The sequence below is a fragment of the Mycobacterium neglectum genome (assembly GCF_002591975.1).
Classification (GTDB): Bacteria; Actinomycetota; Actinomycetes; order Mycobacteriales; family Mycobacteriaceae; genus Mycobacterium; species Mycobacterium neglectum.
In genome coordinates, this window is sequence record NZ_NVQE01000029.1 from 1 (window position 1) to 23,109 (window position 23,109).

The window sequence follows — 23,109 nt, forward strand, 5'->3', positions numbered from 1 at the left end:
TTGCACTGGAAGTGCCTTTCCGAACTGACCCGATTGTTTGTGTGAGAACTACAATCATCCCAGTTCAGAGGGCACTTTCCTCATTCCGACACCCAGAAAACACCAGGTCAGTCGGTGGATCGAGGCTAAATCCCTACTCACCCCCATTACTATTTTGTGACAAGTAAACTTTGCTAGATGCGCTAAACGGGGTTGCCGTCGCGGATAACTCAGCGGGTACGGAAGACCCCCCGAGGCCACGCTCCCAACCTCGCACGCCTGGACGAACGCTGACATCCGATGCTTTTCGCTTGCAAGCGGCTACAAACCGTTAGCGTCGTAGCAACGAGCAAAGGAGCTTGCTATGGGTGACGACCACAAGATCTCAGAGACACTCAAGAACAAGGGTTGTAGATGCCACTGCGGCAAATGTGACAGTGAAACGCACTGCCACAACGTCGCCGCCGGCTGCAACGTTCGACGCTAACCCTGGCGGGGCCTCGTAGACTGGCAGCAGCAAGCCGTCGACTCAGGCAGCCTTCACACTGGGTTGCCCTCGTCGTCCCAGTTGGCGGCGACCTTCTTGCTGGGCTGCACCCGGGGTGGTTCGCCAGGCATCTTCGGGTAGCTCGGCGGATATGGCAGATCTGCGAGGCCTCGCTCCTCCTCGTCGGCTTTCACCATCTCCAGCAGCGCTTCCAGCGACTGGGCCTTGGCGTCGATATCGGACCACGGATCCGGTCGTCCTGCAATGAAATCGGGCACCGTCAGGATGGTGTAGTCGTCGGGGTCGGCCTCGCGCAGTTCTTCCCAGCTCAGCGGAGTCGACACGGTCGCGATCGCGGTCTTGCGCGCCGAATATGCCGACGCGAACGTCCGGTCGCGGGCGTTCTGGTTGTAGTCGATGAAGATCCGCTTACCGCGCTCCTCTTTCCACCACGACGTCGTCACCGCCTTCGGGGCCCGCCGCTCCACCTCGCGCGCCAACGCGATGCCCGCGCGTCGCACCGCGACGAAATCCCAGTCCGGCTTGATCCGCAGGAAGATGTGCACGCCGCGGCCCCCGGAGGTCTTCGGGTACCCAACCAGCCCAAGCTCGTCGAGCAGCGGCTTGAGCACATCCACCGCGACCTCCCGGGCTTCCTTGAAAGCCGTACCCGGCTGCGGATCGAGGTCGATGCGCAGTTCGTCAGGGTGTTCGGCGTCGGGGCAACGCACCTGCCACGGATGCAGCGTGACAGTGCCCATCTGCGCGGCCCAGGCGATTGCCGACGGGTGAGTCACCTTGAGCGCGTCCGCCGTTCGTCCCGACGGGAACGTCACGACGCAGGTTTCCAGGTAGTCGGGATGCTTTTGCGGAACCCGCTTCTGGTAGATCTCCTCCCCCTCGATGCCGTCGGGGAAGCGCTGCAAATGCACCGGGCGGTCGCGCAGCAGCGCCACCATCCGGTCGGCAACGGACAGGTAGTAGTCGAAGAGTTTGCCTTTGGTGCCGTCCGAGCCCAGCTTGGGGAAGTACGGCTTGTCGCGGTTGGTCAACCGAACCTTGACCCCGTCGACGTCGATTTCTTCTGCGGGCGCTGCCATTTCAGGACTCCAGCACGTCGTAGAGGTCGTAGTTCATGGGCACGTCGAGCTGGTCGAAGGTGCAGCTGGCCGGCTCACGGTCGGGACGCCAGCGCACGAATTTGACCGCATGTCGGAACCGCTTGCCGTGCAACGTGTTTCCTTCCATCTGGTCATACGCGACCTCGCAGACCTTCTCGGGTTTCACGGGGATCCAGCGCTTGTCGGCCGCCGAGTTCCAGCGACTGGGGTCGCCGTCGTTGACCTGGTCCCCCTCACGCAGCGGCTCAAGATCGGCGAGCAGTTTGATGCGGTCCTTGACGCTGAATGACGCCGCACCACCGATCATCTGGAGGCCACCGTCCTCACGGTAGAGACCGAGCAGGATCGAACCGACACCTTCGCCGCTCTTGTGGACCCGGTAACCGATGGCGACACAGTCCGCGTCGCGGGCGTGCTTGACCTTCACCATCTCCCGCTTACCGGGCAGGTACGGTCCGTCCAGTCGCTTGGCGATCACCCCGTCCAGACCCGCGCCCTCGAATGTGTCGAGCCACTGCGCACCCTGCTCGGGGTCCTCGGTCGTGCGCGTGACGTGGCACCACGTCTTCTCGTTCACCGCGTCGGCCAGCGCCGTGCGGCGGACCCGGAACGGCTCTTTGAGGAGCGACGCGTCGCCCGTGGCCAACGCGTCGAACCCGATGAAGTGCGCCGGCGTCTGTTCGGACAGCAGCTCTATTCGACTGGCGGCCGGATGGATGCGCTGGGATAGCGACTCCCAGTCCAGCCGCATGCGACCCTCGATCTCCCGCGGGACGACGACCTCGCCGTCGAGCACACAACGGGGCGCCAGCTCGTCACGCAGTGCGACGAGAAGTTCGGGAAAGTACCGGCCCAGGTCCTTACCGCTGCGCGACAGCAGGACGATCTCGTCGCCGTCGCGGAACACCAGCGCCCGTCTAGTTGACTGAACTTCGGCGAGCCTTCCGATGGAGTGGCTGCGGCGGGCGGAGGATCCGGCTATGGGCGAGGTGGGTCGGGTGGAGTCGGCGCCGAGCGGGTTGCCGTGGCGGGTGATCTTCCCCGATGCCGAGCATCCCGGGGCGACGTCATACCTTCGCGAACTGGCGGCGTCTGATTGCAGTCCACTCACAGTTCGAAGTTACGCGTTCGACCTTCTGCGGTGGTTCCGTTTCCTGCATGACCGCCTGATCAGTTGGGAGCGAGCCGAGCGCGTAGATGTCCGCGCGTTCGTCGAGCACTTGCGGGCGGCGCCCAATCCGCAACGTCTTCGCCGACGACCGGATGGGCCGCCACCGGGGTCGGTGAACGCAGTGACCGGCAAGGCGGAGTTGTCCGGCAAGTACGCCCCCCGCACCATCAACCATCAGCTGTCAGTCTTATTCGGGTTTTATGACCACGCCTGTGCCGTCGATCTGGGTCCGCTGGTGAATCCCGTTCCTGCACAACGTGCTAGGCAAGGTGGCCGACCGCATGCGCACCACAACCCGATGGAAGACTTCGCTATCTTTCGGCGCGCCAACTACCGGCAGAAGACCCCACGGCCGGTGTGGCGGGCGATCCCCGATGACGCCGCCGCAGCGCTGTTTAACGCGTTGCGCAGCCACCGCGATCGAGCGTTAGTGAGTTTCTATCTGTCCTCGGGTGTGCGGGCATCGGAGCTGCTCGGTTTGCGTCACGGTGATCTGGATGCCGGCCGCTACACAATCACGGTCACCAGCAAGGGCAGCCGCATGCGGGAGACCGTTCCGGCCTCAGTGGACTCATTCGTATGGCTGGCGCTGTATTTGGCTGGACGCCCGCCGATCGAGCCGGGTGGTCCGGTGTGGTGGACCCGACGCTCTCAGCCTGCACCGCTGAACTACCACGCAATGCGCGCGGTGCTGCGCCGCGCCAACGCCAGCTTGGGCGCGAACTGGTCGTTGCACGACTTCCGCCACACCGCCGCCGCGCGGATGCTGGCCGACCCCGCGTTCACGCTGGTCGACGTGCAAACCGTCCTGCGGCATGCCAGCGTGACGACCACTCAGATCTACACCCAGCCTCGCCTGGAAGATTTGATCGGCAAGGTCCTTGAGCATCACGCCCGACCGAAGATCGAAGCATCGACGATCGAACCTGCCTACGACCCCGCAGCGGTCCGAGAACTGTTGGGGCTGCCGAATTGAGCGCTGAGGACATCCGATCACCGCAACGCCGGCAGGCCGCCGCGACGCGGCGGGCGATGAGCCCACAGGTCCAGCTGCTGTCACGGCCTGATTCACCGCATCTGCAAGCGATCCCAGCAGACAGCCGGTTCGGCCCCGCCGGCCTGGCCCGGCCCCTGTGGGGCTACGACGCCAACCACGCGCCCCCATCACCGCCAGAGGGCGCCCGCGGTGTGACGATGCAGCATCTCACCATCACTGAGTTGTGCGACGTCGTAACCGAGCGCCACCGGACGCTGCCACCCCAGCAGCTTCAGCCGATGGTTCGGGGAACGCAGGCCCTGCTGGGTGTCCTGGCTCAATATTCAGGGCAGACGTGGGAGGAGCGGTGGCTGGCCAGCGGTTACGACGCCGCTCCGCGCACCTGGATCGAGCATGATGCGTTGCCGCACTACGACCATTGGTCACCCACGCTCAAGGCCCTCAATGCGCTACTGCGCGTACGCGCACTGCGGCCGTCCTACAGTTGGCTGTTGGATTCCAAGCAGCGGGTAGCCCTCGGCAGGTTCCTCGACAGCAATGGCGGGCCGGACTTGGAACGGTTGCGTACGCTGCCCGCCTACCGGGACGCGGTGCCCAAATACCAGGACGACGCCGAAAAGGCATTGGCGCGGGTGATGATCCGCACCGGGAAGAACATCGGACAACTGTGCGGCGACGATCTGCTGTTCTACGCCGACGTGGTGCGCACCTCGGGGCGACAGCGCCGCGAACACCTCATCTGGGAGCTGTTGGTCGCCCTGGGCCCCTTGGCCGAGGAGGCGCCTACGCTGCGGGCGACGTGGTCGGCGCGAGGCAACACACGCCAACACAGCGCTGCGACGCTAGTCGATCGATACGGCATCCCCGCCTCAGGAGTGCGCGACCTCCTCGTGGGCTACCTCGAGGAGCTACAGCCCAACATGGACTACAGCTCGCTGGAGGGACTTGCCTACCGCCTGGCCCGATTGTTCTGGTGGGAGATCCTGCAGATCAATCCGGACCAAAAGGACCTGGCGATCTCGGCCGAGGTGGTGACGGCGTGGCGGGAACGGTTGGCGATGACCCTCGACGGCCGCCCGCGACGCGAAGTGCACTCGATCCTGTTCGCCATCCGCGGCATGTACCGCGACCTGGCCGAGTGGTCGCACGACGACCCCGTCCGCTGGGGTGTCTGGGTCGCGCCGTGCCCAGTACCGCGGGCGCTCAGTCGCGCGGCGGCCAAGCAGAAACGCCGCCAGAAGGCCTCCATGCAGGATCGCACCCGCATGCTTACCCCGCTGCTGCCGGCACTCCTGGCTGCGGCTACAGCGCATAAGGACCGCACCGCAACGCTTCTGCGGCGTGCCTTGACCTGCACGCACGACCAGGAATTCGTCATCGACGGCTTCACCTTCCTTCGGCACTGCCCACCCTTGCGGCGCGACGGCGACGCCCGCGCCCGGATTTGGGCGCACCTGGCACCCGGACAGCAGCGGCCGGGATGGATCCGAGGCAGTGCCGAGCGCATCGACGTAACCGCGCTCGAAGAGGAGGGCTTCTGGGGTTGGGCGCTCGTGGAGACACTGCGTCACACCGGCATTCGCATCGAGGAACTTCTTGAACTGACCCAATTATCGCTGCGGCACTACACCGCCTCCACAACGGCCACGCTGGTGCCCTTGCTCCACATCGTGCCGTCCAAGACCGATTGCGAGCGGCTGATCCCGATGACTCCGGAACTGGTCGGAGTGCTGTTGGAGGTTTTGCGCCGCGCCAAGGCCGGCAAGGATCACGTGCCGCTGTCGATCGCCTACGACACCAACGACAAGGTCCACAGCGAACCGTTCCCGCACCTGTTCGCACGCCCTCTGGGTACCCGTCACGAAGTGCTGGGACGGCACTACGTGCGCCAGATTCTGGTCCACCTCGCCACGATCGCCGGGCTCACCGATGCCGGTCGACCGGTGCACTTCACCCCGCACGACTTCCGCCGACTGTTCGCCACCGATGCCGTCAACAACGGTCTGCCGCTGCACATCGCCGCAGCGCTACTCGGACATCTCAACCTCGACACCACCCGCGGCTACACCGCCGTGTTCCCCGAGCAGATCGTCACCGCCCATCAGGCGTTCATCGAACGTCGCCGCCAACTGCGCCCATTCGAGGAGGCGACAGTCGCCGACGACGACGAATGGGCCGATTTCGAAGAGCACTTCCTACTGCGCCGCGTTGCCCTCGGCGAGTGCCACCGCCCCTACGGCACACCCTGCGTCCACGAACACGCGTGTACCCGATGCCGGTTCCTGCGCGTCGACCCCGCCCAGTTGGGCCGCATCAACGAGATGACCGAGAACGCCGAGCAGCGCCTCGTCGAAGCAAAGGACCGAGCATGGCTCGGCGAGGTCGCCGCCCTCGAAGAAAGCATCAAGCATCTGCGCGTCCGCCAATCCGAGGCCCAGCAACGACTTTCACACGGCGGCAACCCGTTCGCCGAGCAGAGACCACAATGAGACGATGAAGCTTCCCGTCATGCCGCCGGTCTCGCCAATGCTGGCCAAGTCGGTGCCGACAATCCCCTCTGGTGCCTCCTATGAACCGAAGTGGGACGGCTTCCGATCGATCTGCTTCCGCGACGGCGACGAAGTCGAACTGGGTAGCCGCAACGAGCGGCCCCTGACACGGTACTTCCCCGAACTGGTCGCCGCCGTCACCGCCGAACTGCCCGAGCGTTGCGTGATCGACGGCGAGATCATCATCGCCACCAACCACGAGCTGGATTTCGAAGCACTGCAACAACGCATCCACCCCGCCGATTCGCGAGTACGGATGCTCGCCAAGCAGACCCCTGCGTCCTTCGTAGCGTTCGATCTACTCGCCTTGGGCGACGATGACTACACCGGGAAACCGTTCACCGAGCGGCGCGCCGCACTCGTCACGGCCTTGGCCGACTCCGGGCCCTCGGTTCACCTAACTCCTGCGACGACGGATCTCACGACGGCGCATCGGTGGTTCGAAGAGTTCGAGGGGGCGGGTCTCGATGGCGTCGTCGCCAAGCCCCTGACGGCCACCTATCAACCCGACAAGCGGGTCATGTTCAAGATCAAGCACCAGCGGACCGCCGACTGCGTCATCGCCGGTTACCGGGTGCACAAGGCCAGCCAGGACGCGATCGGCTCCCTGCTGCTCGGGCTCTACACCGACGACGGCACCCTCGCCTCCGTCGGCGTGATCGGCGCGTTCCCGATGACCAAGCGCCGCCAGCTGTTCACCGAAATGCAGCCGCTGATAACCGCATTCGATGACCATCCGTGGAACTGGGCCGCCCACGAAGCCGGTGACCGCACACCCCGCAAGAACGAAAGCTCCCGCTGGAACGCCGGCAAGGATCTCTCGTTCGTCCCGCTGCGACCCGAGAGGGTCGTCGAGGTCCGCTACGACCACACGGAAGGCGACCGGTTCCGCCACACTGCGCAATTCAACCGCTGGCGGCCCGACCGCGACCCACGCTCGTGCACCTACGCCCAACTCGAACAACCAGTTGTCTTCCGGCTCGACGACATCATCCCCGGCCTCGGCTCAAGGGCCTAAGACGCCGTCGCGCCGTCGGCATGGGACTCTGCAGCGACTTTGTTTTGACATCGGACGAGTGAGCCCAGCGACCCCTGGCGATTGATAGGCGTTTGCGGCTATCATCGTTGAATGGCGATGACAAAAGGACGGGCTACTTCCCCATCGGCCGCGGATCTGGCGCCGGCGGCAGCGCTGTTTCGCGGCCTATCGGATCCCACCCGGTTGGCGATCCTGCAGCGCCTCACCGAAGGGGAGGCCCGGGTGGTGGATCTGACCAGGGTGTTGGGCACTGCGCAGTCGACTGTGTCGGCGCATCTGGCCTGCCTACGCGAGTGCGGCCTGGTCACCGGGCGCCCGGAAGGCCGGCAGATGTTCTACTCCCTGACTCGCCCCGAGCTGATGGATCTGCTCGCGTCGGCGGAATCGCTGCTGGCCGCGACCGGCAACCAGGTGGTGCTGTGCTCTATCTACGGAGCCGATGCGACGAAGAAAGCGACGGTGACCAAGAAATGAGTAACACCTGCGGTTGCGGCGGAGACGAGGCCGACGTCAGCGAGCAGTCCGAGGAGCAGGCCGAATCCCTGTGGCAGGTTCGGGAACTGCAGTTCGCGGCCGTCGCGGGCGTGTTCCTGCTGGCCGAGTTGATCGCCGGCGGGGCAGGTGCGCCGCCGACGGTCGTGCTCACGTTGGAAGCGCTCGCCTTGGTTGTCGGCGCCTATACCTTTGTGCCGTCCACGCTCAAGCGTCTGGCCAAAGGCAGAATCGGGGTGGGCACGTTGATGACCATCGCCGCTGTGGGCGCGGTGCTCCTCGGCGAAGTCGGCGAAGCCGCGATGCTGGCGTTCCTGTTCTCGATCAGCGAGGGTTTGGAAGAGTATTCGCTGGCCCGCACCCGTCGCGGACTGCGCGCCCTGCTGTCGCTGGTGCCTGACCAGGCCACCGTTCTGCGAGACGACACCGAGATGGTCGTGTCCTCAAGTGAATTGCGTGTCGGCGACCGAATGCTAGTCAAGCCCGGCGAGCGGATCGCCACCGACGGCATCATCCGGAACGGCCGCACCGCGCTGGATGTCTCGGCCATCACTGGTGAGTCGGTGCCCGTGGAAGCCGAACCGGGCCACGAGGTGTTCGCCGGCTCGATCAACGGCACCGGCGTGCTGGAGGTCGAGGTCACCACCACCTCCGAGGACAACTCGCTGGCCCGCATCGTGAAGATTGTGGAGGCCGAACAGTCTCGCAAGGGCGCCTCTCAGCGATTGGCCGACCGCATCGCCAAACCGCTGGTGCCCGGGGTGATGATCGCCGCGGCCCTGATTGCAGTGATCGGCAGCCTGCTCGGCGATCCGGCCGTGTGGATCGAACGTGCTCTGGTGGTACTGGTCGCGGCCTCGCCGTGCGCGTTGGCGATCTCGGTGCCCGTGACCGTGGTCGCCGCGATCGGTGCGGCCAGCAAGCTCGGTGCGCTGGTCAAGGGTGGGGCCGCGCTGGAGGCGCTCGGCGCGGTGCGCGGCGTCGCCCTGGACAAGACCGGCACCCTGACCGCCAATCGGCCCGCTGTCATCGAGGTGGCCACCACCCACGGCGCCACTCGCGAGCAGGTGCTCGATCTGGCCGCAGCGCTGGAAGCGCGCAGTGAACACCCGCTGGCCGCGGCGATCCTGGCCGCCGTCAACGAGGTCACCCCGGCTACTGACGTGCAGGCGGTGACCGGCGCCGGGCTCACCGGCCGCCGCGACGGCAACACGATTCGCCTGGGCCGCCCCGGGTGGCTCGATGCGGGCGCGTTGGCGGATGCCGTGGTACGGATGCAGCAGGCCGGCGCCACCGCCGTGCTCGTCGAAGACAACGGCCAAACAGTCGGCGCGATCGCCGTGCGCGACGAACTCCGTCCCGAGGCGGCCGAGGTCGTCGCCCAGCTGCGCCGCGACGGCTACCACATCGCGATGCTCACCGGCGACAATCACACCACCGCCGCCGCGCTCGCCAAAGATGTCGGTATCGACGATGTGCACGCCGAGCTACGTCCCGAGGACAAGGCGCGGCTCATCGAAGAGCTGCGTGCCCAGCGCAACACAGCCATGGTCGGCGACGGGATCAACGACGCCCCCGCCCTGGCCACCGCCGACCTCGGTATCGCGATGGGGGCGATGGGCACCGACGTAGCCATCGAGACCGCCGACGTGGCATTGATGGGCGAAGACCTGCGCCACCTGCCGCAGGCATTCAGCCACGCCCGCCGCGCCCGACGGATCATGCTGCAAAACGTCGGCCTGTCACTTGCGCTGATCATCGTGTTGATACCGCTGGCGCTGCTCGGTGTGCTCGGTCTGGCCGCCGTCGTGCTGGTCCACGAGCTGGCCGAGGTCGTCGTCATCGCCAACGGTGTGCGCGCCGGCCGCGCCAAGCCCCTGCCCCTTGCACCGGCCGACCAACCAGCAACAGCCCACACAGCAGCGGCGCCTTCATGATCGGCGGGAGTTGTCCGACAATCTCCATCAGCGCACACGCCCCGTGGCAGGGAAAGCGAACCGGGCTGAGGCCGCATGCCAACCCACACACCACCACACCGCGCACACAGGGCCGGTCAAGGGCATATCCGCGGGCGGTCGGGTCGCCGGAGCGGCACGGATCGCCACGCCGTGTTGGATCCGCCCCGAAAACCGCCCTTGCTATACCCGCAGGGGTATTGGAGAATAGGGTTCACGCTGAGAGGTAGCAGGAAAATGATCCTCGAGCCAATGCCGCCGAACTACGGAGACAGGCACTTTCTGGTTTCGGCACGGCTTGCGGGCATGTTGAGGCACATCGGCCCTACCGCCCGAGCGCCCTGCCAGTCCATCGTGGTGTCAGGTGAGACATTTCCCGGCCAGTCAGATGAAAGGGGTTCACCACCATGATGTACGGCACAGACGACTGCATGTGGGGCGGTTGGGGATGGGGCGGCTGGATCCTCATGGGCGTGGTGATGGTGCTGTTGTCGGCCGCCCTGATCACCGCGGTCGTGCTGGCCGTTCGGCATCTCGCCGGTAGCGATGCACAGCGCAACCGCACGGATTCAGGGACCTGGTCGCGGCCGGAAAATGCTCTAGCCCAACGGTTTGCGCGCGGCGACATCGATGAGGATGAGTATCTGCGGCGGATGACGCTGCTGCGCGAACACCAGGAACCGCGATGACTCACGTGCCGACAGCTCAGCGTCGGCCGATAGCGCGGTGCCAGTCGACCGAGGACCTCAAAAATGGATGCAGCGAAGGAGATTGAAAGAATGACCGATACACCTGAATCAACGAGCGAACGAATCGCCGCGGCCGGACAGCGCAGAGGGGTGAACCACGCCTTGGCGTGGAGTGGTATTGCCGCCGCTGCGGTGTTCATCGTTGCGGTGGTGTTCTTTTCCGGGTTCTTCATCGGCAGGGCCACCGACGGTTTCGGCGGCAATCGGGGGCACTGTCAAGGAACGCCCGGCATGATGGGACCCGGCATGATGGGACCCGGCATGATGGGACCCGGCATGATGGGACCGCAGGGCTCGTGGCCACCGGGGAACATGGGGCCCTCTGGCCCCTTGGGGCCCGGCCAGTCGCAGCCGCCGACAACCACTCCAACCACACCTCGGCCGTAGCGCACAAGCACAGGTTCACGCTGCGACGGCAGCAATTTCACGTTGTCTCGTCGAGTCGGCCATCGTCGGCCACGAAGCCGCCATAGCCCCAAGACGGACGCAACTCGCACCGCGCGTTCGCCCACAACGCGATTGTCACGGCACACGTCGAGCACGCGAAGGGATCATCGGAAATGACCGGAATGAGCAGGCGAGCGGCGCTGAGAATGCTCGCCACCGGTGGGGCCCTCTTCGGCCTGGGGTATGTCTTGCGCAACATTATCGACATACCAATCAGCCGTGCCCAACCCGGGATGGGTGGCGCGACCGGCATGGACATGCGCGCCTACATGAACATGTTCATGCGGCATCAGGAGCTTCGACGCAGCGTGGAAGAGATTCCCGGAGGCGTGCGCACCACCACCGAATCCGACTCCGCCGACCTCGTCACCGAACTGCAGGCCCACGTCTCATCGATGTACACCCACCTCGATCAGGGCAGTGAAGTCACCTGCATGAGCTCAAGCCTGCCCACCCTGTTCCGCCGCGCTGCCGATTATCAACGTCAGATCACGCTCACACCCAGCGGCGTGGTGGTGGTCGAAACCTCCAGCGACCCAGAACTGACCAACGCCATTCGCGAACACGCCCGCGAAGTCACCGGATTCGTCGTCGAAGGGATGCCGGCGATGATGAGCGGAATGATGGGCGGCGGGATGATGGGACCTGGCATGGGTCACGGAATGATGGGTCCCGGTATGGGTCACGGAGTGATGGGGCCAAGCCGCTGACGGAAGCAAACCACCCGCCAGATGGACTGCGGCTCCCCTTAACAACCTTTGACAAGTCCAGTGAAGGAACCCGTCCCATTTCGGCTCGTAGGACCACACCCCCGCATCGGTCGGCACCTTGGCCTGTGCCTTCGCGAGCATCGGCTCCAGCGGCGGCTGCACGGGTAAGTCCACAGTCTCCATACTCACGTAGACCTCCGACGCCCGGCAATGTCATCGGGTGATTCTCGATGCACGTACGGTTTGGGTAGACGAAATGAGGGCGAGTTAGAGGGAGGCAGGATGACCGATCCTCATACGACGGCGGCGCGCTGGCCACAATTGCGGGTCGACGACTGGACCGCGACCCGCGACACGCTGCACCTGTGGACACAGATCGTCGGCAAGATACGGCTCGCGCATGCGCCGTTGGTCAACCACTGGTGGCAGGTCACCCTCTACGTGAGCCCGCGGGGCTTGACCACCTCGGCGATCCCGTACGGAGCGGGAGTCTTCGACATCGAGTTCGACTTCGTCGACCATAGGTTGGCGCTGCGATCCAGTGACGGCGGCGCTCGTCACGTCACGCTCGAGCCCAAGCCCGTCGCCGACTTCTACGCCGAGACCATGAGCGCCCTCGACGAACTCGGTATCGCGGTGACGATCCAGGCCACGCCCAACGAGGTCGATCCGGCGATCCCGTTCGCCGACGACCGCGAGCATGGCTCCTACGACCGAGATGCCGTGAACCTCTTCTGGCGCCAGCTCGTCGCGGCTGATCGGGTGATGCACCAGTTTCGCTCAAGGTTCATCGGCAAGGTCAGTCCGGTCCACTTCTTCTGGGGCGCACTGGATCTGGCCTGCACCAGGTTCTCAGGCCGCACCGCGCCCGAACATCCTGGCGGTGCACCCAACGTCGGCGACTGGGTGATGGTGGAGGGCTACTCACACGAGTTGAGTAGCTGCGGTTTCTGGCCCGGCGGCGGCGACGAAGGTGCCTTCTACGCCTACGCCTATCCCGAACCCGACGGCTTCGCCGACTACCCCGTCGCTCCCCGGGAAGCCTTCTACAGCAAGGAGAACGGCCAGTTCCTGCTGCCCTACGAGGCCGTGCGCACGGCGGCAGACCCGGACCGAACGCTGATGGAGTTTCTACAGACCACCTATGATGCCGCCGCCGTACGCGGTGACTGGGACCGCGCCGCGCTCGAAGCCGATCCACATCGATGGAGCCACAAGCAGTAACCATCAACTCGAGTGAATGGTGTCACCTGTTGGTGTGCTCCGCCGCTACCGCGCCGTAGTTGTCGTGCAGGCGCCACCATTCATACGGAGCGCCCTGCGGCCGCCCTTCAGGAACGTCCTGCCAGTCCTCCTGCCTGCCGAGTGGCGTGATGTCGAGCAGCGACCACGCCGGGCCAATCTCCTCGATGCCGCGTCCGTTGAGGAAGTACGTTTGGTAGATGCGATCCCCGTCGCGAATGAAGACGATGACCCCGAACATCTCCTCGACGCCGAAGTCGGAAGAAAACTCATCACCAACGAGGGTGAAGAAGGGCAGTTGCTCCCATCCCATTCGTGCTTTGAGCGCAGTGATTCGCTCCTGCGGAGCCGCCGTTACGAACACCAGGCTGGTGTCGCGAGCGGCCAGGTGTGCCGGATGAGTCACCGTGTCAGCGAAGAACGCGCACCCGGAACAGGACCCATCCGGCCAGTTCTCGACGTCGGGGGCATAGAAGAACCGGTAGACGATCAGCTGGCGCCGTCCGGCGAACAAGCCGAGAAGGTCCACTTCGTCGTCGCGGCCGACGAAGCGGTAATCGCTGCGTACGGGGGTCATCGGCAGTCGCCGACGCTTCGCGGCAAGGCTGTCCCGCGCCTTCATCAACGCCTTCTCCTCGACCAGCAGGTCGTCGCGCGCCGCCTGCCATTCGTCGCGCGAACGGACTTCCGGCAGGGAGATCTGCTGCTGCATCGACGGTGACGGGATAGCGGGGCCTTCCTGCTTCGCCATGTTGTCGCCCATGCATAGGTAGACCTCCCAGCCCGGGCATAGCCATCGGGTGCAGGATCGAGGTGTGTCGATATCCCCGTTGCACGATCCCGACTGGCGCGCCTTCGCGAGTGACAACTACGCAGGTGTGCACGCCGAGGTACTCACTGCACTCACCGCCGCCAACGGCGGTCATCAGGTCGCCTATGGCGAAGACATCTACACCGAACGCCTTGCCCAGGTGATCCGCGCGCATTTCGGTGAGCGCACCGAGACGTTCCCCGTCTTCAACGGCACGGGCGCCAACGTCGTCGCACTCACCAGCGTCTTGCCGCGCTGGGGCGCGGTGGTGACGGCGACCAGCGCGCACATCCATACCGACGAGGCCGGCGCACCCGAGCGGGTGACCGGCCTGAAACTGCTCACCGTCCCCGCCGCGGACGGCAAGCTGACACCCGAGCTGATCGCCCGCGAGGCATGGGGCTGGGGCGACGAACACCGCGCTCAGCCGCTGGCCGTGAGCATCACACAGACCACAGAACTGGGCACTTTGTACACGCCGGACGAGGTCCGCGAGGTCTGCGACTTCGCCCATCAGCACGGCATGACCGTCCATATGGACGGCGCCAGGCTCTGGAATGCGGCGGCCGCACTAGGTGTGCCGTTCCGGGAGTTCACCACCGACGCGGGTGTCGACATCCTCAGCCTCGGCGGCACCAAGAACGGATTGCTCGGCGCGGAGGCGGTGCTGGTGCTCGATCCAGACCGCTCGGATGGGCTGTTGTTCCTGCGCAAGTTGACGATGCAGCTCGAGAGCAAGATGCGCTTCGCGTCCGCGCAGCTGCTCGCCCTCTTCGACGACGATCTCGGCCTGCGCAGCGCCGCTCACGCGAACGCGATGGCGCAACGCCTGCGCACCGCACTTGCGACGGGCATCGCCGACGGCACGCTGAGCGGTCTGGCCTTCACCCAGGACAGCGGAGCGAACGCGATCTTCGCGACGCTGCCGAACGAGCTTGCCGACCGGATCCGCGACCGCGCGCGCTTCTACGACTGGGACCGCGCCCGCGGCGAGGTCCGCTGGATGACGGCATGGGACACCACACCTGAAGACGTCGACCGATTCGTGGAGATCATCGTCGAGGAGTTCGCACGCTGATGACCGATACGCCGTTCGCCGAGGCAGTGGACGCGGTGCGACATGGCGACAAGTCCTCCGACGTCGCCGCCGCCGAACTGTTGGCCATGCTGACCGACCGGGAGCTGCTGTGGCTGCTCGACGGCGACAAGACGATGATCGGGTCCGTCGTCGACGGTGCGCGCGCTCGGACGAACTTCCTCGCCGTCACGGCGGGCCGCATCGACCGCATCGGCATCCCCGGGCTGCGCTTCACCGACGGCCCGCGCGGCGTCGGAATCGCCCCATCGACCAGTTTTCCAGTCGCCATCGCGCGCGCGGCAACCTGGGACGTCGACGTCGAACGGCGCGTCGCCGCTGCGATCGGAGCCGAGGCGCGGGTCCACGGTGCCAACTTCTGGGGTGGCCTCTGCATCAATGTCGCCCCCTTCCCCGGCTGGGGTCGCGCCCAGGAGTCCTACGGCGAGGATCCATTACTGCTCGGCGAAATGGGTTCGGCGGCAACCGAGGGCGCCAAGCCGTGGGTGATCACGAGCGTCAAGCACTTCGCACTCAATTCCATGGAGGAGGCCCGGTTCCAGGTCGACGTCGGGGTGCCGGAGGACATCCTGCACGAGAGATACCTTCCACACTTTCGCCGAACCGTCGAGGCGGGCGTGGACTCCGTGATGAGTTCCTACAACTCGGTCAACGGGGAATGGGCCGGACAGAACCGCCACCTGCTGACCGAGATTCTGCGGGACCAGTGGGGGTTCACCGGTTTCGTTCACACCGACTGGGTGTGGGGTCTGCGCCATCCGGTGAAATCCGTTGCGGCCGGCCAGGACGTGGAGATGCCGTTCCGTCAGCAGCGCGCCCCTGCGCTGCCGGCGGCATTGCGGTCCGGTGAGCTCGCCCGCGCCGACGTCTTGAAGGCAGGCGCCCGAATCCTGCGCACCCAGATCGAGTTCGCGGCGCGGGCCCGGCCGACCCCGGCCCGCTCAGTTGTCACCGGCGCCGAACATCGTGCGTTGGCGCGTGAGGTGGCCCACCGTGCGACGGTGCTGCTGCGCAACGAAACCACCGAGGGCACAAGGCTGTTGCCGCTTGCCGAGCAGGAACTGCAGCGCGTCTCCGTCCTCGGCCGTCTCGCCGGCCGAGCGAACCTCGGTGACACCGGCTCGTCGAACGTCAGGCCCCCGAACACGGTCTCGGTGGTGCAAGGTCTGCGGGAACGGCTCGGCAGTCACCGCGTGGTCACGGCCGACGCCGACGCGTCACCGCAACGCGCGGCCGACATTGCCCGCACCGCCGATGTCGCGGTGGTCGTGGTCGGCCTGACTCCGAAGGACGAGGGCGAGGCGTTGATCGCCATCGACGCCGACACGCTGGCGTTGTTCGGCGGGATCATGCGTCGGCCTCGTGTCGCGAAACTCGCCAGTGCGCTGTTCAATTCCTCTCAGCGCTGGTGGACCTTCGGTGGCGATCGATCCGATCTGCATCTGCACAGCGAGGACGTCGCCCTCATTCGGGCCGTCGCCGCCGCCAACTCACGCACCGTCGTGATCGTCATCGCGGGCGGCACCGTCGTCGTCGACCCGTGGGACAGTTCCGTCGCCGCGTTGCTGATGGCCTGGTACCCCGGAATGGAGGGCGGTCGCGCACTTGCCGACGTACTCCTGGGCGGTGCCGAGCCGGCAGGACGGATGCCCGTCGCCACCCCCACGCAGCAATCGCATCTGCCACAAGTAGATTGGCGCGCCCGCTCGGTCACCTACGACCGATGGTGGGGACAGCGCAAGCTCGATCACGACGGCGTAGCCGCGGCGTACCCGCTCGGATACGGCCTCGGCTACACGACATTCACCACAACCGATCTGACGCTAGGCGCCGTGAACGGCGAGCACTTCGACGCCACCGTGACGATCACCAACACAGGCGATCGCGACGGCCGCCACGTCGTACAGATATACGCAGTGCGCGCCGTCGACGGGCGACCGGTGCGCCATCTCATCGGATTCGCCTCCGCGGCGGTATCAGCCGGACACACCGACGTTGTCAGGGTCGACTGCTCGCTGCGGCCCCTGCAGCGCTGGACCGTAGATGGTTTCGTGCTCGACGAGGGCGATATCACGGTGGAAGCCGGCGCCTATTGCGGCGATCCCAAAGCATGCCGGATGCCGTCGGGACAATGGCTGCGATGAGACTGCCCGTGATGCCACCGGTCTCGCCGATGCTGGCGAAGTCGGTGGCGACGATCCCGCCCGACGCCTCGTACGAACCCAAGTGGGATGGATTCCGGTCGATCTGCTTTCGTGACGACTTCGACGTCGAACTGGGTAGCCGCAACGAGCGCCCGCTGACCAGGTACTTTCCCGAGCTCGTCGCCGCCGTCCGCACGGAGCTACCCATGCGCTGCGTGATCGACGGCGAGATCGTGATCGCCACCGACCACGGTCTGGATTTCGAAGCGCTGCAGCAGCGCATCCACCCCGCCGACTCACGCGTGCAGATGCTGGCCAGGAAGACCCCGGCGGCATTCATCGCCTTCGACCTGCTCGCACTCGACGACGAGGACTACACGGCGAGGCCGTTCAGCGAGCGCCGCGCCGCACTGGTCGACGCGTTGGCGGGTTCGGGCCCGTCGATCCACGTCACGCCCGCGACCACCGATCTGCCGACCGCGCAGCGCTGGTTCTCCGAATTCGAGGGCGCCGGCCTCGACGGCCTGGTCGCCAAGCCGCTGACCGTCACCTACCAGCCGGACAAACGCGTCATGTTCAAGATCAAGCCCGTGCGCACGGCGGACTGCGTCGTCGCCGGTTACCGGGTGCACAAGTCGGGCGATGGCGCGATCGGCTCGCTACTGCTCGGCCTGTACCGCGACGACGGCACACTCGCATCGGTGGGTGTCATCGGCGCGTTCCCGATGGCGACGCGGCGCGAGCTGTTCACCGAATTCCAGCCGCTCATAACATCATTCGATGACCATCCGTGGAACTGGGCCGCCCACGTGTCGGGTGAGCGCACACCACGCCGGAACGAGGGGTCGCGGTGGAACGCGGGCAAGGACCTCTCGTTCGTGCCGCTGCGGCCCGAGCGGGTCGTCGAGGTCCGCTACGACCACATGGAAGGCGAGCGGTTCCGCCACACCGCGCAGTTCAACCGTTGGCGCCCCGACCGCGACCCGCGATCATGCACCTACGAACAGCTCGAACAGCCGGTCACCTTCAGCCTCGGCGATATCGTCCCCGGGCTCGGCCGAACCGTGTGATGCTCGCGTGGTGATCATTCGAGCGGTGGCGGCCTCGTGCGTCCTGGCCGGGGTGGCCGCAGGGCTGGCGAGCCCCGCGTGGGCCGACGACCGGCTCGACGGCGACTTTCACTTCATCAACGGCCCTACGACGAACACGTGGAGCATCACGACACAGTGCAATGCCGAGGTCACGTGCGGAGGGACGATCTCGTCATCCACCGGGTTGCTCGAACAGATCACCCGGGTCGCAGGCGGCCCATGGACCGTCGAACGCACTGACGTCCCGAACGGCCGGATATGCCCCAACGGCAGCACCGGTCCCGCGGATCTGATGTATTCGTTCGACCCTGCGACTCTGGTCGGTGCCGTGAGCTTCCGATCGAAGCCCGGCGTCTGCGGCGACCCGGACTGGACGTCCGGCCAGAATCCGATCAGCCTGGTTCCGCTCTAGCCCGACAAGTCGTCCGATCGCCCCGCGGCGATCCGGGACCACTGGGAGGTCGGCCGTTCACCGCTGCGGAACTGGTCACCGGCTGAGGGGTCGTATGGCTGGGGCCAGCCCTCCGGCGAGTCCTCCCACTGCTCCTGCCGGCCGTACACCGTGAGATCCAGCAGGTGGTAGCTGTTGGCACCGGCCTCGGTGCCGCGACCGGTGTTCCAGTACGTCTCGAAGACCCGGTCGCCGTCGCGCAAGAAGCACGCATAGAAGCCGAAGTGGCGGCCCTGCAGAATCGCGTCGGCGTCGCGCGCCGAGTACCACGGCATCTCCCAGCCCATGAAGTCCCGATACCGCACGCTCTCGGCGTAGGTGCCCTGGCAGAACGTCGCGTACGTGACGTCTCGGCTGTGCAGATACGACAGCTCCTGCGCGTGTCCGGTAAAGAACGTGCAGCCCTCGCACTGCTCCGGCGCGGACTTACCGTCATGCCACATGTGGAAGTAGGTGAGCAGCTGCGTGCGTCCCTCGAACACGTCGAGCAGCGGAACCGAACCCGCAGCGCCGACTACTCGCGCCTGCGCGTCCACTTCTACCATCGGCAGCCGACGTCGCGCGGCCGCGAAAGCGTCGCCCTCCCGGGTGTGCGCCTTCTCGCGCACAAGCAGTTCGTCGAGCCCGGCCTGCCAGGCGGCCCGGTCGACGATCTCGGGGGCTGGATAGGTGCTGTGTTCAGTCCTCATAGGCGTATAGACCGTCGCATGGCGCCGAACTCATCGCCCACAGGCGGGCAGTCACTCCTGCGAGGCACGCGCAAAGCTCAGCGTTTCGCCGCGCACACCGCCCATCCACAGGTCCTGGCAGGCAGCGGCCATCTCGTCGAGTCCCTCGATGACAGCACCGAACACATTGCCTGGAACCCAACCTTGGTCGCCGTTGATCAGCAGGTTGTTTCGCCCGTAGAACAGCGCGAGGTCGACGATCGAGCCGGTGGTGCCGGTGCCGGTGGTGTTCTCGTAGCCGTAGGCCGGGTTACCGAGCTGATCGGAGTCGAACGAGAACCAGCACAGATCACCGGGGATCGGCGTCACCGTGGTGTTCTCCTTGCCGGGGTCGCCGGGCGCGAACACGGGCAGCAGCGTGTAGATCTCGTTGCGCGCGTACTTCCCGTGAAACACCGGCGCGGATAGTGGCAACGCATCCCACACCGCTGCACAGGTGCGCGGCGCCGCGTCGTCGAGCAGCCGGGCCACACAGCTGACGCCGCGTTTGTCGAGGGACACCTTGATCAGCCTGCTCATCGAACTCCTTGTGCCATCACGGTCGGCGTTCGCCGATGCCAGTCGGTGGCCGACTCGTATGCCCGCCCCACCTTCAACACCATCGCGTCCGCATGGCGGGGGCCGACGATCTGCAGCCCGATCGGGAGGCCGGTCGAGGTGAAACCGCACGGCAGGCTGAGCGCGGGCTGCTGAGTCATGTTGAACGGGTAGGTGTACGGGGTCCACGTGGCCCAGTCCGGTGACGGCCAACCCTCGGGAACGTCACGGCCGCCGGTGAACGCCGGCAGCGGCAGGGTCGGTGTGACGAGGACGTCGTATTGCTGATGGAACCGCCCCATCAACTGACCGAGCTGCATCCGCACCGCCATCGCGTCGAGGTAGTCCGATGCGGAGTATCCGGCCCCGACCGCGGCAATGCGCCGCAGGCCGGGATCGACGCGGTCATCGACTTCACGGCCGTACGCCTGCAACACCTTCGCCGCGCCCGAGAACCACAACACATGGAAAGCCTCGAGGGGATCGGTGAAACCGGGGTCTACTTCATCGATCCTGGCACCCGCGTCGGCCAGGACGGTCACGGCGGCCCGCACCGCGGCGTCGACCTCCGGGTCGTTGCGCACGAACCCCAGATTCGGCGAGAACGCCACCCGCAGGCCGTCGACGCCTGCGTCGAGGCCGGCCAGAAACGAGCCGGACGGCGTCGGCATCGCCGACCAGTCGCGGGCATCGAACCCGGTGATGACGTCCAACAGCGCCGCGGTGTCAGCCACAGTCGTGGTCATCGGGCCGGGGTGGGCCAGTGTGCCGAACGGGCTCGGCGGGTAGTGGGGGATCAGTCCGTAGGTCGCCTTGAGTGCGACCGTTCCGGTGAACGCCGCCGGAATGCGCACCGATCCTCCTGCATCGGTGCCGACGGACCACACCCCCATGCCGAGGCCGACCGCTGCTGCACTGCCGCCGCTCGATCCGCCTGCCGTCTTGGTCGGATCCCACGGATTGCCGGTCACCCCGTACCGCGGTGAGTCCGTGACACCCTTCCATGAGTATTCGGGTGTGGTGGTCTTGCCGATCAGAACGGCGCCCGTCTCTCGAAGCCGCGCGACGGCAGGCGCGTCCTCGTCCCACGGACCGGCCTCGCCGATGAGCCAACTGCCGCGCAGCGTCGGCCACCCCCTGGTCCACAGCGCATCCTTGATCGACGTCGGTACCCCATCACCGGGGCCCAGCGGCCGCCCGGCATGCCAGCGCGCCTCCGATGCTCTGGCCGCAGCCAACGCATTGTCGGCATCCACCAGCACGAACGCGTTGACGGCGTTGCCATGAGATTCGATGGCCGCCAGCGCTTCTCGGGTGGCCTCCACCGGAGAGATGGTGTGGGCGCGATAGCCCTGCACGAGCTCGACGGCGGTCGGGATCATCGCGAGCTGCTCGGTCCTGATGTCGCCGGCCTTCCGGCTCCGGGTACATAGCCCAGCTCTTTGTCCACCACGTTGACCAACGGCTCGCCGGCCAGCCAACGCCGCACGTTCTGCACGAATTGGTCGGACAGCGTCTCGCGCCAGCCGATGACGTCGCCGGACATGTGCGCGGTGATCGTCACATTGGGAGCTTCCCACATCGGATGATCGGACGGGAGTGGCTCGGTATCGAACACATCCAACGTCGCACCGCCAATTCGCTTGTCCCGCAACGCCGTGAGCAGCGCCGTTTCGTCAACCAATGGACCGCGACCGACGTTGACCAAATGCGCGTCCGGCTTCATCGCTGCCAGCACCGCCGCATCAACGAGACCGCGCGTCGAATCCGTAAGCGGTGCAGCGAGAATCAGGTGATCGCACCACCCGACCTCGGTGATCAGGTCCGCACTCATCGTGATCTCGCCGAAGTCCGGGTCGTCGGCTCGTCCGACGCGGCCCACCCCGCGCACCTGCATACCGGCCGCGCGCAGCAGTCGCGCGATCTCCCGCCCGATGCCCCCGGTACCGACGATCAGCGCACGGGCGCCGGCGATGCCACGCGTCTCTCGGTGGACCCATTCTCGACGCTGCTGCAACGCGAAACTGGTGCGGCTGTCCTTGGCGTGGGCGAGTACCGCGCCGAGAACATACTCGGCGATCGGGCGGTCGAAGACACCGCGCGCATTGGTCACCACGACGTCGGAGTTGCGAAGCTCAGGGAAGTCTGGGGAGAGCAAGGTGTCGACGCCGGCGGCGGTGACATGGATCCACTCGAGAGCGCGCGCGTCATCCCACACGTCGCGGACCGCGCTGGAGAAGAAGTCCCACAGCAGGAGAGCGCGGGCATCGCGAACGGCAACCGCGAGGTCCTCCGCGGTGCAATAGCGGAAGTCGACACCGAGCCCGACGAGGCCCGGCGGGCGGTCCGTGAGGCGCTCGCAAAGGACGGCGATCACCGGTCGGTCAGAACCGGCCTTGAGCTGGCCTGATACGCCGCTGCGCCGCGCGCTCCGGACGCTTTCGCGGGGGCTCGGCACGCCACGAGGCTAGGGACCCGCCGTATGATTGTCAACAATCTGTTGCCGGTTCGGCCCGCTGGCCTCACACTGTGGAAATGACGCTCGGGGACCTGGCTATACCCCCACCATTGCAGCAGGTCGGCATAGGTGTCGTGACCCCGTATGACTTCGCGCTCGACCGTGAACTTTGGCGCTGGGTGCCCGACGACGTGAGCCTCTACGTCACCAGGCTCCGATACGCCCCGTTGGCCGTGACAATCGACATGGCGGTGCACATCTCCGATCCGGAGCAGGTCCTCGCCGGCGCCGCCAACGTGCTCGCCGTCGCACCCCTCGTTACTGCATACGCCTGCACCGCGGGCAGTTTCGTCAAGGGCATGGCCGGGGAGGCCGCACTCGTCTCGGCGATGCGTGCAGCCGGCGCCCCGGCCGCGGTCACCACGAGCGGCTCCGTGCTCGCAGCGCTGCAGCATCTCGGTCTCAGCCGAGTTGCCACCGTGACCCCGTACACCACGGATCTCACGGTCGGGCTGACCAGTTACCTCATGGAAGCCGGCGTGGAGGTGGTCGCGACATCCGGCCTAGGACTCACCTCGAACATCTGGGCGGTGCCGTATGAACAGACCGCCGAACTTGTCCGCGCCACCGACGTTCCCGACGCCGAGGCCATCGTCATCAGTTGCACCAACCTGCCGACCTACGACTTGATCGCCAAGCTCGAAGCCGAACTGGAAAAGCCGGTGGTGACCGCCAACCAGGTCACGATGTGGGCTGCGCTGCGCGTCGCCGGGCGCAAGGCCGTCGGTCCGGGTCAGCGACTACTGGAGGCCTAGGCCGACCGCACCATTGTTAGCATTGTCGACAATCTGATCA

The 23,109-nt window shown here is 66.1% G+C and carries 21 protein-coding genes and 1 pseudogene; 14 read left to right on the forward strand and 8 right to left on the reverse strand.

Annotated elements, in window-relative coordinates; genetic code table 11:
- Positions 1–519 precede the first annotated feature (519 nt).
- The gene (gene ligD / locus CSQ99_RS20675) at positions 520–1,566 is read right to left on the reverse strand and encodes a non-homologous end-joining DNA ligase (protein ID WP_099040887.1); all 1,047 of its coding nucleotides are present in this window, start codon (positions 1,564–1,566) and stop codon (positions 520–522) included.
- A gap of 1 nt (position 1,567) precedes the next feature.
- Positions 1,568–2,623: an ATP-dependent DNA ligase gene (locus CSQ99_RS20680; protein WP_483869966.1), complete on the reverse strand. Its 1,056-nt coding sequence runs from the start codon at positions 2,621–2,623 to the stop codon at positions 1,568–1,570.
- On the opposite strand from CSQ99_RS20680, the gene CSQ99_RS20685 reads away from it, so the two are divergent.
- The 8 genes from CSQ99_RS20685 (at position 2,568) to CSQ99_RS20720 (ending at position 11,696) form a co-directional block, all read left to right on the forward strand.
- Positions 2,568–3,734, forward strand: coding sequence for a tyrosine-type recombinase/integrase (locus CSQ99_RS20685; RefSeq protein ID WP_014210462.1), 1,167 nt, complete (start codon positions 2,568–2,570; stop codon positions 3,732–3,734). The genes CSQ99_RS20680 and CSQ99_RS20685 overlap by 56 nt on opposite strands.
- Positions 3,731–6,244 (forward strand): tyrosine-type recombinase/integrase, encoded by a 2,514-nt coding sequence (locus CSQ99_RS20690; protein ID WP_245909012.1) that lies wholly within the window; start codon positions 3,731–3,733, stop codon positions 6,242–6,244. Before CSQ99_RS20685 ends, CSQ99_RS20690 begins: the two co-directional genes overlap by 4 nt.
- 4 nt (positions 6,245–6,248) lie before the next feature.
- Positions 6,249–7,322 (forward strand): ATP-dependent DNA ligase, encoded by a 1,074-nt coding sequence (locus tag CSQ99_RS20695; protein ID WP_014210460.1) that lies wholly within the window; start codon positions 6,249–6,251, stop codon positions 7,320–7,322.
- 111 nt (positions 7,323–7,433) lie between these two features.
- Positions 7,434–7,817, forward strand: coding sequence for an ArsR/SmtB family transcription factor (locus tag CSQ99_RS20700; RefSeq protein WP_014210459.1), 384 nt, complete (start codon positions 7,434–7,436; stop codon positions 7,815–7,817).
- The gene (locus CSQ99_RS20705; RefSeq protein ID WP_014210458.1) at positions 7,814–9,772 is read left to right on the forward strand and encodes a heavy metal translocating P-type ATPase; all 1,959 of its coding nucleotides are present in this window, start codon (positions 7,814–7,816) and stop codon (positions 9,770–9,772) included. Before CSQ99_RS20700 ends, CSQ99_RS20705 begins: the two co-directional genes overlap by 4 nt.
- Before the next feature lie 425 nt (positions 9,773–10,197).
- The gene (locus tag CSQ99_RS20710; RefSeq protein WP_014210457.1) at positions 10,198–10,479 is read left to right on the forward strand and encodes an SHOCT domain-containing protein; all 282 of its coding nucleotides are present in this window, start codon (positions 10,198–10,200) and stop codon (positions 10,477–10,479) included.
- A 63-nt stretch (positions 10,480–10,542) separates the two neighbouring features.
- Positions 10,543–10,926, forward strand: a complete 384-nt coding sequence (locus CSQ99_RS20715; RefSeq protein WP_014210456.1) for a hypothetical protein — start codon at positions 10,543–10,545, stop codon at positions 10,924–10,926.
- 173 nt (positions 10,927–11,099) lie between these two features.
- On the forward strand, positions 11,100–11,696 hold the full coding sequence (locus CSQ99_RS20720) for a hypothetical protein (protein ID WP_014210455.1): 597 nt from the start codon (positions 11,100–11,102) through the stop codon (positions 11,694–11,696).
- A gap of 66 nt (positions 11,697–11,762) precedes the next feature.
- On the opposite strand, the pseudogene CSQ99_RS31475 reads toward CSQ99_RS20720, so the two are convergent.
- Positions 11,763–11,879: pseudogene (locus CSQ99_RS31475) on the reverse strand (ATP-dependent DNA ligase); the annotation flags it as partial.
- 99 nt (positions 11,880–11,978) lie between these two features.
- Here CSQ99_RS31475 and CSQ99_RS20730 point away from each other — a divergent pair.
- A complete protein-coding gene (locus CSQ99_RS20730; RefSeq protein ID WP_099040890.1) occupies positions 11,979–12,920 on the forward strand; it encodes a DUF5996 family protein in 942 nt (313 codons plus the stop codon).
- A 22-nt stretch (positions 12,921–12,942) separates the two neighbouring features.
- On the opposite strand, the gene CSQ99_RS20735 is transcribed toward CSQ99_RS20730, so the two are convergent.
- The gene (locus tag CSQ99_RS20735) at positions 12,943–13,701 is read right to left on the reverse strand and encodes a DUF899 domain-containing protein (protein ID WP_245909013.1); all 759 of its coding nucleotides are present in this window, start codon (positions 13,699–13,701) and stop codon (positions 12,943–12,945) included.
- 52 nt (positions 13,702–13,753) lie between these two features.
- On the opposite strand from CSQ99_RS20735, the gene CSQ99_RS20740 reads away from it, so the two are divergent.
- From CSQ99_RS20740 to CSQ99_RS20755, 4 genes are read left to right on the forward strand one after another with little or no spacing between them, the layout of a single operon-like run.
- Positions 13,754–14,827: a threonine aldolase family protein gene (locus CSQ99_RS20740; RefSeq protein WP_099040891.1), complete on the forward strand. Its 1,074-nt coding sequence runs from the start codon at positions 13,754–13,756 to the stop codon at positions 14,825–14,827.
- Entirely contained in the window at positions 14,827–16,989 is a 2,163-nt protein-coding gene (locus CSQ99_RS20745; protein WP_099040892.1) for a glycoside hydrolase family 3 protein, read from the forward strand. The genes CSQ99_RS20740 and CSQ99_RS20745 overlap by 1 nt, the downstream gene beginning before the upstream one ends.
- On the forward strand, positions 16,986–18,059 hold the full coding sequence (locus CSQ99_RS20750) for an ATP-dependent DNA ligase (protein WP_099040947.1): 1,074 nt from the start codon (positions 16,986–16,988) through the stop codon (positions 18,057–18,059). The genes CSQ99_RS20745 and CSQ99_RS20750 overlap by 4 nt, the downstream gene beginning before the upstream one ends.
- A gap of 7 nt (positions 18,060–18,066) precedes the next feature.
- Positions 18,067–18,492: a hypothetical protein gene (locus tag CSQ99_RS20755; protein WP_342746721.1), complete on the forward strand. Its 426-nt coding sequence runs from the start codon at positions 18,067–18,069 to the stop codon at positions 18,490–18,492.
- Here CSQ99_RS20755 and CSQ99_RS20760 read toward each other — a convergent pair.
- Genes CSQ99_RS20760 through CSQ99_RS20775 form a run of 4 tightly spaced genes read right to left on the reverse strand, consistent with a single transcriptional unit; the run spans position 18,489 to position 22,173 of the window.
- Positions 18,489–19,220 carry a DUF899 family protein gene (locus CSQ99_RS20760; RefSeq protein WP_099040893.1) on the reverse strand — a complete coding sequence of 244 codons (732 nt, stop codon included), beginning with the start codon at positions 19,218–19,220 and terminating at the stop codon, positions 18,489–18,491. The two genes, CSQ99_RS20755 and CSQ99_RS20760, sit on opposite strands and share 4 nt — an antisense overlap.
- A 51-nt stretch (positions 19,221–19,271) precedes the next feature.
- Positions 19,272–19,778, reverse strand: a complete 507-nt coding sequence (locus tag CSQ99_RS20765) for a DUF3830 family protein (protein WP_099040894.1) — start codon at positions 19,776–19,778, stop codon at positions 19,272–19,274.
- Positions 19,775–21,178 carry an amidase gene (locus CSQ99_RS20770; RefSeq protein WP_099040895.1) on the reverse strand — a complete coding sequence of 468 codons (1,404 nt, stop codon included), beginning with the start codon at positions 21,176–21,178 and terminating at the stop codon, positions 19,775–19,777. Before CSQ99_RS20770 ends, CSQ99_RS20765 begins: the two co-directional genes overlap by 4 nt.
- Positions 21,175–22,173 (reverse strand): D-2-hydroxyacid dehydrogenase, encoded by a 999-nt coding sequence (locus tag CSQ99_RS20775; protein ID WP_099040896.1) that lies wholly within the window; start codon positions 22,171–22,173, stop codon positions 21,175–21,177. Before CSQ99_RS20775 ends, CSQ99_RS20770 begins: the two co-directional genes overlap by 4 nt.
- Before the next feature lie 158 nt (positions 22,174–22,331).
- Here CSQ99_RS20775 and CSQ99_RS20780 point away from each other — a divergent pair, with 158 nt between their 5' ends.
- Positions 22,332–23,069 carry a maleate cis-trans isomerase family protein gene (locus tag CSQ99_RS20780; protein ID WP_218014604.1) on the forward strand — a complete coding sequence of 246 codons (738 nt, stop codon included), beginning with the start codon at positions 22,332–22,334 and terminating at the stop codon, positions 23,067–23,069.
- Positions 23,070–23,109 lie beyond the last annotated feature (40 nt).